This window comes from Paenibacillus campinasensis (assembly GCF_002272015.1).
Classification (GTDB): Bacteria; Bacillota; Bacilli; order Paenibacillales; family Paenibacillaceae; genus Paenibacillus_AQ; species Paenibacillus_AQ campinasensis.
Genome location: NZ_NPBY01000025.1, coordinates 1 through 12,814 on the forward strand (window position 1 = coordinate 1; position 12,814 = coordinate 12,814).

The window sequence follows — 12,814 nt, forward strand, 5'->3', positions numbered from 1 at the left end:
CTTCATCGCGATCAACGCCTCCATGCAGGCTTCCTCGCTGTGGTAACGGCTGTGGAATGGTTGAAGCACTGTCTCCTCACGAAACTCCATATCTGCTCATCCTCCCGAACTTGAAATCCACGCACATACGTTCCCTTTCTCCTATATTATACCAAACGTACGTTCTGTTATCAAATGAAATTATTAGTTCAGCACAAAAAATGTATCTTTAGCATAGAAAAGTCGCATTCTATCGCTTTCTTCGACCTTTTTGCATTTGCCCGTTATTCTGGAAACTGTCCTAGCGCTCAACCGCTAAACCTGAACGAAAGGGATAATCGTGAAAGGGGGAGGAGGCAGGGATACCAACAGCAGGAGAGCACGAGGACAAAGGCGATAACAAGCTGTTAATAGCGTGATCTATCACTTACGAAGCGTGTGAAAATAATAAAATTTAAAGGAATTGACGACCGGACAATTGTCCGTTACAATAGAACAGCGTTGCCGGACAATTGTCCGGCAATACATAGATATAAAGGAGGATTAAGGTCTTGGATATGGGAGTGGGGCCTGGGCAGGCCAACATTGATTTAAGCAAGATAAAGAGAGGGCCCATCGTGGCTGCGTTAATTATCGGGGCGTTCGTATCCATACTGAACGAAACGCTGCTGAACATTGCATTTCCGGCTTTGATGACCCAATTCGGGATCGGAGAGGCTACGGTACAATGGCTGTCAACGTCATACCTGCTGGTGGTTGGTATTTTGGTGCCGGTAACGGCGCTGCTTCAGCTGTGGTTTACGACAAGGCAGATGTTTATTGGGGCGATGAGCCTGTTTTTGATCGGTACGATTGTTTGTGGATTTTCGCCGGTATTTGGCATGTTGCTGTTTGGCCGGATCTTACAGGCGGTCGGAACAGGGCTAATGCTGCCGGTTCTTATGAATACAATTCTGAGTATCTATCCGCCGGAAAACCGCGGTGCGGCAATGGGAATGATCGGTCTCGTTATTATGACGGCTCCGGCGATCGGCCCGACGCTTTCCGGTTTCATCGTAGAGGCGCTGAACTGGCGCTGGTTGTTCTATCTGGTTATTCCGCTGGCACTCTTCTCGATTGTGTTCGCAGCGATATATTTGAAGAACGTGTCGGTGCTGACCAAACCGAAGGTGGATTACCTCTCGATTATTCTGTCGACGATTGGCTTCGGCGGTATCGTATATGGTTTCAGCAGTGCGGGTGAAGGTTCTTGGTCGGATCCGCTCGTGACGTGGTGCATTCTTGCCGGTGTGATTGGCTTGGGGCTCTTTGTTTGGCGCCAGTTGACGGTGAAGGAGCCAATGCTGGATCTGCGCACCTTTAAATATCCGATGTTCGCACTTGTAACGGTGCTGATGCTAGTTCTGATGATGAGCATGTTCTCCACCATGATCATGCTGCCGCTGTTCCTTCAGAATGCGCTCGGATTGACGGCACTTGCCGCCGGTCTCGTCCTGATGCCGGGCAGTATCGTCAACGGTCTGATGGCGCCGATTACAGGCAGGCTGTTTGACAAATTCGGACCTCGGGTGCTTGTCATCCCAGGACTCAGTCTGATGGTGATTGCTGTGTTCCTGTTCTCGCGTATCGACTCTTCTTGGACTGGTGGTAACGTCATCTTTATCCATGTTATGATGATGCTGGGAATTTCAATGGTTATGATGCCGGCTCAGACAACGGCGCTAAATCAGCTGCCGCGTCTGTTGTACCCGCACGGGACGGCGATTATGAATACGTTGCAGCAGGTAGCCGGGGCTGTCGGGATGGCGCTGTTCATCAGCATCATGACAGCTGGTGCGAGAAATTATGCGGTCACAACCGGAGATCTGAATCCTGTGGAAGCGATGGTTGCAGGTTTGCATAATGCGTTTATCGTCGGTCTGGTTATGGCCGGGATCGCCTTGGTGCTGGGCTTGTTCGTGAAGCGGACGTACTCTCCTACAAGTGAGGAGAAGTCTGCTGCGTAACTCCAAGCATGGTTCAGAAGGGGAAACAAGCATGCGGATAAGAAAAGAGAATGATGAGCTGAGTCAAAAAATTCTGGATACGGCACAGGCCTTGTTTGACAAATACGGGGTTGAGGATGTTTCCATGCATCAGGTCGCAAAGACCGTCGGTATAGGTCAGGGAACGTTGTACCGGCGCTATCCGAGCAAAAGCAAAATCTGCTTTTCGCTAATGGAAACGAAGATCGACCGCTTTATGAAGGAAATCAAGGCCTACCTCGAATCAAATGGGGAACTTCCGGTGGCGGTCCGGCTGCGGACGGTGCTGACCCGGGTCATTCTTCACTTCAATGAGGATTTGGAATGGCTTCGTGTGATGCTGACTGCCGACAGGCTGGAGGAAACCAAGAAGAATGTGTGTGAGTCCCCACCCTTTGATTTTCTGCAAAAGGAGATCCAAGGACTACTGGAGGAAGCTGCCGAACAGGAAGGACTGATGCCGGTTGACCCGGGGTTTACGTCCATCATGCTTGCTTCTCTGCCACGTGCTGACGTCATTTTGTATTTTCGGGATCATGGACATAGTGCCGAGGATATTGCAGAGCAATATTGCCGGAGCTTTGTGGATCCGCTGTTTATAAGCCGTTGAAACACAGCTAACGCTGCTCGTGTTAGTGTTAGGCTAAGGTAGTGCTAATGCTAATAATGTTAAGGCTAGTGCCAGTGTTAAGGCTGAGGCTAAGGCTAGACTAATGCTAGTGCTAATGCTAATGCTAATGCCAGTACTATCGTTAGTGATCAGGCGGCCTAAGCTTGATCGGGGCTTGCATTTCATACAAAACAGAGCTGTCCGCCAATTGGCAATCAAGAGCCGGACCGTGCAGGGGATAATCCCTGGCGGTCCGGCTTTTCGCATGGAGATTTAACTTATTACAGCTCCTGGGCGGGCAGGTATATTCTTCTTCCTTGCAGAATACTGTACAACAAAAGCATCCGGACATGGACCTTATGGGGGGAAGCGCTATGCATCGCCTGCGCCGCTGGATCAATTCACCGTATTCATTCTCGCTCGGCATGTTTGCGATGATGGTGCCGAGTCAGGCTTTCAGTTCCTTTTATAGCTACTTTTATGTAGAGAAGCTAGGTCTGGGCATCGGGCTGGCCACGCTGGCAAGAATGATCTTTCTGATCTGGGATGCGGTTAACAACCCGCTTATGGGTTATTGGTCCGACCGGACCCGGACGCGCTTCGGACGGCGAAGACCGTGGGTGTTTGGCGCGATGCCGGTGTTCATGCTAATGTTCATCATGGTATTCTCGCCTCCGTCGGGACTTGCCCAAGGCGGATTGTTCGCGTGGTTCTTGATCGCGCTGCTGCTGTTCGAGGCAGCGGCTACGGTGCTGTGGGTAAACTACGGCGCATTATTTCCCGAGCTGTTCAGAGGAGATCGGCTGCGTGCCAAAGCCTCCGCTATCCAGCAGGGCTACCAGGTGGTGGCGCTGCTCATCGGAACGGCGCTGACCCCCATTTTGTTTGACGCGATAGGCTTTTCCCGCATGGCTGTCCTGTATGCGTTCCTGTTCGGAATATTCATGCTGCTCTGCATGTTATCGGTACGGGAAAACGAGACATACGCTCAACAGAAGCCGCTTAAACTGGTGCGGGCATTTCGGGAAACATTGAACAACCGCAAGTTTTGGGTGTTTCATATATCGAATTCATTTGCTCAGACGGTTAACGGACTAATTAGCTCGATGATTCCGTTCTACGCCAAATATGTGCTTGGCATACCGGAGGCGCTTGTATCGGTGCTGCTTGCTTCGGTTTTTGTATCTGTCATCCCGCTCGTGTTTGTGTGGTACTGGATTATTCGCACGATGGACGGCGTGAAGGCATGGCGGCTGTCGCTGGCAGCTTACGGGCTATCCGTCATCCCGCTCTGGTTCGGTCAGGATCTGACCAGCGGCATTCTGGCAGGCGTTATGGTCGGATTCGGCCTGGCTGGCTTTCTCGTTACGCCAGCGATCGTCAGCGGGAGAATTATCGATGAGGATGAGGCGCGAACCGGGCTGCGCAGGGAAGGGATCTATACGGCTGTGGGTGGATTTATTACACGTTCAAGCGGGTTGATCTCGGCCATTGCCTTCTGGATCGTAGGCATCATATTCGGATATGAAAGTGGCGACAACCCGGGGAACAATCCGGAAGCGACCTTCCGGTACCTGACAAGTGTGGTTCCGCTGATACTGCTTGGAATCGCCTTCCTCATATCTTTTATGGTCAAAATGGATTTCAACAACACACTAAAAGGGGAACTCGAACATGGAACGAAGACTGATCATCAACTGTGATGATTTTGGACAGAGCCCGGCAGCAAACAAAGCGATCTTCCACCTGCTGGAAGAGGGCAAGGTATCGTCGGCAACAGTCATGGCGGTTGCGCCCGGTTATGAAGAAGCTGCGTCCTGGTGTGCCCGCAGGCAGCAGCCCAATGTGGGACTTCATCTGACCTTGACCAGCGAGTTTGAGGCGCTTCGGTGGGCCAGTCTGACGGGACACCCGTCGCTTCATGATGAGACTGGCCATCAATACCGGACTGTGCAGGAGTTCGAGACTGGTGCAGCTGCTGGCGCAGTGATGAAGGAACTTGAGGCCCAATATCAGTTGGCCCGGAAATCCGGAATCCGGCTTAGCCATATCGATAACCATATGGGGAGCCTGTATGGTGTGGAGACCGGCCGTAGCCTGATTCCGCAAATGCTGTGGAAAGCCAGGCGCTGGCGGCTGCCGGCCAGGCTGTTCCGCTATATTGATCCGAGCGATCCGCTGCTCAGCACCTTGTCGAATATCCAGCGGCCGGTGGCGCTGGCTTCCGGACTGGCCGATGCCTTCGGCGTACCGATCCCGGATTATTTGCTGTCCCACCCTTACCGGATTGTGGAGGGGGAGAGGTATGATCGCTTCAAGCAGTCGATCATCGCCAGGCTGTACAAGCTGCCGGAAGGCGTGTGCGAGACGTACGTTCATCCAGGCGCGGAGGATGAATGGATGCAGGCATCGATTCCGAACTGGGACAAGCGGATATGGGAATTCCGGCTTTTGTTTGATGATGATTTTGCCTATGCTATGAAAGATGCGAAGGTGATTTTGACAGACTACCGGTATGTCGAGCGATATTTGCGGCGCCCTCGCGGGCGGTCGGCAGTGAAGCTGATGAAGGTGCTGATCGCTAAATAAGGTGGCTGTCAGGCCGCAACTATAGCGGTCGTCCTTACGAGGAGGGACGATCGCCTTTTTATGACAGAAAGTGCGCACCTATCCGTCGATTCCGGGCGATGTCGGACGTACATTAGAGATAAGATAAGAAAAAGGAAAAGAGACAGTCCAAGGAGAATTGTTATATATCCGGGAATGCTGGATATTAACAGGATCACTTTACAAGAGGATTATGTTCTGATGCACTGGGAGTCGTTCGGCGCATAATCCCGACAAATACAGACAAAGGCGGCGGTGATGTTGTCCATGGTACAGTTTCGGATTGAGAAGGATTTTCTGGGGGAAAAGCAGCTTCCATTGGAGGCCTACTACGGAATTAACACGGTCAGGGCTGTTGAGAACTTTCCGATCAGCGGCGTGCCGATCCACAGCGAGCTGATCACGGCGCTTGCCGAAGTGAAGAAGGCGGCTGCAATCGCCAATATGGAGCTGGGCTGGCTTCCGAAGCGGATCGGTAACGCCATTTCGGAGGCAGCCGACGAGATTATTGAAGGCAATCTTCGTTCGGAATTCATCGTGGACTCGATTCAGGGAGGTGCAGGCACCTCGATCAACATGAACATGAATGAGGTGTTGGCCAACCGTGCGCTGGAGCTGATGGGCCAGCAAAAAGGGGAGTATTTCCATTGCAGTCCAAACAACCATGTGAACATGTCCCAGTCCACGAACGATGCAATCCCGACAGCGATCCGGATCGCTTCGTTTCGACTGACGCAGGATCTGCTTCAGGTGTTTCGCACATTGGTGACAGGAATCCGGGCGAAGGCCGAAGAGTTTGATGATGTCATCAAGATGGGGCGCACTCATCTACAGGATGCGGTTCCGATTCGTCTCGGACAAGAGTTCGGTGCTTACGCCAACGTGTTGGAGCGGGATATAGCCCGTATTGAACGTGCGGCGCAAGGGCTGCTGGTTGTGAATATGGGGGCGACGGCTGTCGGTACCGGGCTGAATGCCACACCGGATTACATGCGCAGCGTCGTGCAGCATTTGAACGAGCTGACCGGCTTCTCGCTCAGGCAAGCGGATGATCTGGTCGATGCGACACAGAACACCGATGCGTATATGGAATTGTCAGCGGCGCTAAAAGTATGTGCCGTCAATATATCGAAGATGTGTAATGACATCCGCTTGATGGCGTCAGGGCCACGGGCAGGGCTGGGCGAGCTCAACGTGCCGCCAAGGCAGCCGGGATCGTCGATCATGCCGGGCAAGGTAAACCCGGTTATGGCTGAGGTGATGAACCAGATTGCATTCCAGGTCATCGGCAACGATCATACGATCAGCCTGGCCTGCGAAGCAGGGCAGTTCGAGCTGAACGTAATGGTTCCGGTGGCAGCCAACAATCTGATGCATTCCCTGAAGATTTTGAAGAACGGCATGGATGTATTTTATAAAAACCTGATGATTGACCTGAAGGCGAACAGAGAGAGCTGCAAGTATTATGTTGATAACAGCTACGGCATTATTACAGCATTGAATCCGCATCTGGGCTACGATGTGGCTTCCAGATTGGTGAAGGAAGCGCAGCAGACGGGCCAGGGTATTCGGGAAATCATTCTGGAGAAGGGCCTGCTGACCGAAGAACAGATCAATGTGATTCTAGACCCGTATCATATGACGTCTCCGGGGATCGCAGGCGAGGAGTTTTTGCTGAATCAGTAGGCGAGTGAGGGGGAGGCCAGATGGATATCCAAGCGATGTTCAAGGAGATTGAAGAGGAATTTCAGACAGTGGTGGAATGGAGACGGCATTTGCACCAGCATCCGGAGCTGTCTTTTCAGGAGCAGAATACAGCGGCGTTCATCACGGACAAGCTGACAAGCTTTGGTCTGGAGGTTCGGACCGGCATTGGCGGCTATGGGATCGTGGCTGTGCTGAAGGGCCGGGAGGAAGGCAAGCGAATCGCCCTCAGAGCAGACTTTGACGCGCTGCCGATCGCCGACGAGAAGGAGGTGCCGTACAAGTCACGGTATGATGGCGTAATGCACGCCTGCGGCCACGACGGCCATACGGCGGCGCTGCTCGGCACGGCGAAGGTGCTGTCCCGATATCGCGATCAGCTGAAGGGAACGATCCATTTCATATTCCAGCCTGCAGAGGAGCTTCCTCCTGGCGGCGCCAAGGCAATGATCGAGGAAGGAACTCTGGATGAGGTTGATGCGGTATTCGCTATTCATCTCGCCACCGATGTGCCTGTCGGTAAGATCGCGGTCGGTGCGGGCTACCAGATGGCCGCGGTGGATAAATTTGATATCGTGATCCATGGAAAAGGGGGCCACGGCGCCAGACCGCATGAAGCGATTGATTCCATTGTCATCGGCAGTGAACTTGTCGGGGCGCTGCAAAAGATCGTCAGCCGCCGAATCAACCCGCTTCAGGCAGGTGTTGTCACGGTAGGCCAGTTCCATGCTGGCTCGGCCTTTAATGTCATCGCCGACACGGCTCGTCTGGAAGGGACAGTACGCTCCTTCGATGAAGGCGTGCGCGACTTGATTGAAGAGGAGATCCGCTCGATCGTGGATGGCATCGTGTCCGGGGCGCATGCCTCGTACAGCATAGACTATTTGCGCGGCTATCCGGCACTCTTTAACCATAAGGAGGCGACGGAGGCGACTCGAAGGCTACTGGCCGAATCATTCGGGGAAGATGCAATGATGGAGATGGAGCCGAGCATGGGGGCGGAGGATTTTGCTTATTTTCTGAAGGAGAAGCCAGGAACCTACTTCAAGGTCGGCGCCAGAAATGAACATGAGTCCACCCAATATCCGCATCATCATCCGAAGTTTGATTTTGACGAGCAGGCGCTGCTGATTATGCAGAAGGCTTTTATTGAGATTGTACGGGGATATGCTCTATTAGAGAACGAAGGAGAGTAAACATTAATCGCCTCATACCTTAACGGTATGGGGCTTCTATGCGGTGGAGTCCGACTCGTGGAATGCTGTGCGGACTGTGGAGTGCGGCGTCTGCTGGTGAAGTGCGGACTGTGCTGTGCAGTTCGGACTTGTACCGGGAGAGCCTTGCATGATTATCCCGTTAGATCAGGAGTTTTTTGCCTGTTCCGCCTATCTGCCATCTTCTTTTCCTGCTCACCAGCCTTCCTGACTTCTACCCTCATATCCTCATACCCTCGCATCCTCACATCCTCACATCCTCACATCCTCACATCATCATATACTCGTATACTTCTGTCCCCCTGTCTCCCTGAACGAAAGGGATAATCATGCAAGGGGTGGGGGAGAGACTAGTGTTGTAAGGAGGAAAGGGGGAATAAAGCGTTGCTCGTACTGCGCATCTCATTCGCTTGACAAAGCGCTGAACATTAAGGACACTAAGAGCGATAACTGTGACAGTTCCAAACATGATTCTATAGATTGTACAAAAACACTTGTACCAAGGTGATTTGCACCAAATTGACGAAATCAAAGCAGAAAGTGTGTGAATGATGGAAAATATCAAGGACGAATTGAATGTGCTTCTGCCGGTTGTGCGCTGTATCGCTGCCCAGTTTGGCAACCAATGTGAAGTGGTGCTTCACGATCTGAGCCAAGGCTATGAAAGCACGATTGTGGCGATCGAGAACGGGCATATTACGGGCAGAAAGGTGGGGGACTGCGGAAGCAATCTCGGGCTGGAAGTGCTTCGGGGAACTGTGACCGAAGGCGATCGGTACAACTATATCACCCAGACGAAGGATGGGAAGATTCTGCGGTCATCGTCCACGTACTTCAAGAACAGCAAGGGCGAAACAATTGGTGCGCTGTGCATTAATTTTGATATTTCGGATTTTCTGGTGGCGGAGAATACGCTGCGGTCGCTTACGATGCATAGCCTTGATCAAGAGGTTAAGGAAGTATTCGTGAATGACGTGAACGATCTGCTTGAATATCTTCTGCAGGAGTGCCAGAAGGAGATCGGCAAGCCGGTATCTCACATGAACAAGGAGGATAAGCTGAAGGCGATCCAGTTCCTGGATATGCGCGGCGCGTTCCTGGTCAAAAAAGCAGGGGACAAGGTGTGCCAGTTTCTGGACATTTCGAAGTTCACACTGTACAACTACCTTGATGAAGTCAGAGCCGGTAAGGACAAGACCCCTTCGGAGAATCTGCTTTAATCCTCGCGCAGGCAAGGGCAGATACATGAAAGACTCCCGAAGTCCCGCAGTCCCGAGGTTTCTGAAGTTGCCTATGGTGCATCTGAATCTGAAGTGCCTCTGAAAGGCCTAAGTGCCTCTGAAAGGCCTAAGTGCCTCTGAAAGATCTTATAGTACCTCAAAAGTACCTCTGAAAAAGTGCCTGTGGTGCCTCAAAAGTGCTTACCAGTGTATTTAGGTGCCTAAAAGTGCTAGGCATCATAGGTGCCTCTATAGTGCCCCTATCGCTTCGCATGCTCCCGCCGTACGAATAGATCATCGGCAATGGCGTCCTCGAAGCAGGGGCCTAACATCCCCCTGTCACCCCTCGATTTATGATTGACAAATTGATCGGGCACCCTTCATAATTTGATTAATCTAAAAAATATTCTTATTATCTAATTATTTTTATTGTGGAAAGAACGGATGCCAATAAAAGGCCGGATTGCGGTGGAGCAGGTTCTTGGTTGGAATGCTTCCGGAAAGGATCGTGAACAGATGAACGTATCTACGCCCGCTGTCGTTGTTGATCTGGATATTGCCGAGCGCAATATCAGGAGAATGGCCGACGTTGTTAGGAGTGCCGGTATCCGCCATCGTCCGCATATCAAGTCTCACAAGTCGGTTTATTTTGCGCGCAAGCAGCTTGAGGCCGGGTGTGCGGGAATTACATGCGCCAAGCTTGGCGAAGCTGAAGTGATGGCCGAGGCTGGCATCGATGATATTCTCATCGCTTTTCCGATTATCGGAGCGGACAAGCAGGAGCGGCTATTTCGCCTGGCGCAGCATACCCAGGTTACATGTGTAGCTGATAGCCTGGAAGCGGCCGTCTCGGTATCGCAAGTTGGCGAGCGTCTGCAGCGCACAATTCCGCTATACATCGAGGTGGATGGGGGGATTGGCCGCTGCGGGCGTCAGCCGGGGCAGGATACGGCCGAATTTGCCTTGCAAATTTGTGATCTGCCGGGGATTGAGGTTGTCGGGGTGCTGTCGTATGCGGGGCAAATCTATGCCGAACAATCCCGAGAAGATATCCGGGAGATGGCGAAGCAGGAAGCGTGTCTGCTGAAGCAGTCGGCCGATATGATCCGCGCAAACGGCATGACCCTGCCGGTGGTTAGCGGCGGCTCCTCGCTCTCTTCGAAGTTTGCCCAGGACCTGGACGGCGTGACGGAGGTCCGTGCCGGGAACTATCTGTTCCACGATGTGGGCCAGCTGTCGATGGGCATGGTTGGCGTTGAAGATTGCGCGTTGCGGGTCGTGACCACGGTGGTCAGCACTCCGGCTCCCGGCAGAGCGATCATCGATGCAGGATCGAAGACGCTGACAACAGACACAATGCCCTTCTCCAAGGGCTACGGATATATTGTCGAGCATCCGGAGATCGAGATTTTCAAGCTGAACGAGGAGCACGGCTTTCTGCGTTATCCGCCTGAACTTTCGGTTCGGATTGGCCAGCAGCTGACGATTATCCCCAATCATGCCTGCGTGATTCCGAATTTGTGCGATGAGGTGCTGGGCGTTCGGGACGGCGAGGTCGTGCTTAGCATCAAGATCGATGCGAGGGGCAAGAGTAGCTAGACGCAAGAGAGCAGGGCAAGAGAGCGGGGGCAAGAGCAGTCAGGGGCAAGAGCAGCTAACGGCTAACTACACATGGGAAAGGAGTGGTCTGACAATGAACCGTTCTTGGGAGGACGTGTTTGACGAGCAGGAGCTGCTTGACATTACCTCCGGTCTTATCCGATGCCAAAGTGTAAATCCTCCAGGGCATGAGGAAGTTGCGGCACGATACATAAAGGAACTGCTTGAGCGAGAGGGCATACAGGCCGAGCTTCAGTGGCCCGCGCCAGGACGGGCGAATCTGACGGCAGTTCTGACGGGACAGCGGCCGGGTCCGAGGCTGCTGCTGAACGGGCATCTTGATGTGGTCCCAGCCGGAGAGGATTGGAGTGTAGACCCATTTGCAGCGACGATAAAGGATGGCTTTCTGATCGGCAGAGGGGCCGCGGATATGAAGTCAGGGGTAGCGGCGATGCTGTATGCTGCTATTTGCCTGCAGCGGTCGGGCAATCCGTTCGCCGGCGAACTGATCCTGTTCTTTAATGCCGATGAGGAGAGGGTTAACCTTGGAATGCGTCATTTCGTGGAACACCCGATACACGCAGATTACGCGGTCATCGGCGAGCCGACAGAGCTTGACATCTGCATAGCGCATAAGGGGATTGGGCGGTACCGGGTCCGCACCTCTGGCGCGGCGGCTCACGCGGGGAAGGTGAAGTCTCCGGACAACGCCATTCCGAAAATGGCCGCCCTGATCGCGGGGCTGCAGCCGCTTCGAAGCCATCTTCAAACGCAATCTCATCCCATTCTGGGCAGCCCGGCGCTGAATGTGACCCAGATCAAGGGAGGCACAGCTCCGAATATTATTCCGCAAAGCTGTGAGATCGAAATTGATCGCCGCTTGATTCCAGGAGAGACGCGGGAGCGTGTGCTGAAACAGTTGAACGATGCTTTGACCGCTGCGGCGGGAGGCAGCGATTTTGATTACGAAATCGAGGATTATTTGTTCCTCCCTGCCACCTTAATCGAGGAGGATCATCCACTGGTGCTTGGACTTGCCGATGCGGTCCAGGTTGTGCGTGGCAGTACCCCGGTAGTGGGCGTATTCGAAGCTTTCTGCGAAGCTCCGTTTCTAAGCGGGGATCTGGGGATCCCGACGGTTATTTTCGGGCCCGGGTCGCTGCTGCAAGCTCATGTGAAAGATGAATATGTTCCGGTAATCGAGATCGTTCAGGCAGCGAGAATTTACGGGAATCTGGCGATCGGCATACTGCAATAATCGACTTTTGATCAGGAGGAGAAATATAAAATGACAATTCAGGACAGATTAAAGGCATTGAACATTGAACTTGAAGAGGTCGGCACGCCCAAATTCTCATACGTTCCGGTAACCCAGACGGGAAATCTGCTGTATACATCCGGCCATGATTGCCGCAAGAACGGGGAACTGATTCTAACGGGCAAGCTGGGATCAGATCTCACGATTGAACAGGGGCAGGAAGCGGCGCGCCGTTGTGTCATCAACATTTTGTCATCACTGCAGGCGCATCTCGGGGATCTGAACCGGGTCACCAAAGTGGTGAAAATGCTTGGCTTCATCCAAAGCGCCGAAGGGTTTAAAGATCAGCCTTATGTGTTGAATGGCGCCTCCGATCTGTTGATTGACGTTTTTGGCGATAAGGGCCGCCACGCGCGTTCGGCCATCGGGACCAATGAACTGCCGTTCGATACACCGGTCGAGGTGGAAATTATTGTCGAGGTTGAATAGCCTCTATCCTGCGAACGAATAATAGACACTGAAATGTCACAAAGCATGGCGGCACCCAGGAAGTTAGCCTCTATTCAATATATTCCAGACGGAGCGTGCGATCTTAGCGT

10 protein-coding genes are annotated in these 12,814 nt (G+C 52.8%); all 10 read left to right on the forward strand.

The features are described 5' to 3' along the window. The first annotated feature begins 536 nt into the window (after window positions 1–536). The 10 genes from CHH67_RS07275 to CHH67_RS07325 all read left to right on the forward strand — a co-directional run bounded on the left by CHH67_RS07275 (window position 537) and on the right by CHH67_RS07325 (window position 12,704). A complete protein-coding gene (locus tag CHH67_RS07275; protein ID WP_230875613.1) occupies window positions 537–1,985 on the forward strand; it encodes an MDR family MFS transporter in 1,449 nt (482 codons plus the stop codon). 31 nt (window positions 1,986–2,016) lie between these two features. Further along, on the forward strand, window positions 2,017–2,613 hold the full coding sequence (locus CHH67_RS07280; RefSeq protein WP_155617571.1) for a TetR/AcrR family transcriptional regulator: 597 nt from the start codon (window positions 2,017–2,019) through the stop codon (window positions 2,611–2,613). Between the two features lie 374 nt (window positions 2,614–2,987). Then, entirely contained in the window at window positions 2,988–4,316 is a 1,329-nt protein-coding gene (locus tag CHH67_RS07285; RefSeq protein ID WP_095264506.1) for an MFS transporter, read from the forward strand. Next, window positions 4,288–5,202: a polysaccharide deacetylase family protein gene (locus CHH67_RS07290; protein WP_095264508.1), complete on the forward strand. Its 915-nt coding sequence runs from the start codon at window positions 4,288–4,290 to the stop codon at window positions 5,200–5,202. Before CHH67_RS07285 ends, CHH67_RS07290 begins: the two co-directional genes overlap by 29 nt. A 285-nt stretch (window positions 5,203–5,487) precedes the next feature. Continuing rightward, entirely contained in the window at window positions 5,488–6,906 is a 1,419-nt protein-coding gene (aspA, locus tag CHH67_RS07300; protein ID WP_095264549.1) for an aspartate ammonia-lyase, read from the forward strand. Window positions 6,907–6,926: 20 nt separating this feature from the next. Next, window positions 6,927–8,120, forward strand: coding sequence for a M20 metallopeptidase family protein (locus CHH67_RS07305; RefSeq protein ID WP_095264512.1), 1,194 nt, complete (start codon window positions 6,927–6,929; stop codon window positions 8,118–8,120). A gap of 569 nt (window positions 8,121–8,689) precedes the next feature. Further along, entirely contained in the window at window positions 8,690–9,358 is a 669-nt protein-coding gene (locus CHH67_RS07310; RefSeq protein WP_095264550.1) for a helix-turn-helix transcriptional regulator, read from the forward strand. A 444-nt stretch (window positions 9,359–9,802) separates the two neighbouring features. Next, complete coding sequence (locus tag CHH67_RS07315) at window positions 9,803–10,957, forward strand: alanine racemase (RefSeq protein WP_244908119.1); 1,155 nt, start codon at window positions 9,803–9,805, stop codon at window positions 10,955–10,957. Window positions 10,958–11,051: 94 nt separating this feature from the next. Then, the gene (locus tag CHH67_RS07320) at window positions 11,052–12,215 is read left to right on the forward strand and encodes a M20 family metallopeptidase (RefSeq protein ID WP_095264514.1); all 1,164 of its coding nucleotides are present in this window, start codon (window positions 11,052–11,054) and stop codon (window positions 12,213–12,215) included. A gap of 30 nt (window positions 12,216–12,245) precedes the next feature. Next, window positions 12,246–12,704 (forward strand): RidA family protein, encoded by a 459-nt coding sequence (locus CHH67_RS07325; RefSeq protein WP_095264517.1) that lies wholly within the window; start codon window positions 12,246–12,248, stop codon window positions 12,702–12,704. The last annotated feature ends 110 nt before the right edge of the window (window positions 12,705–12,814 follow it).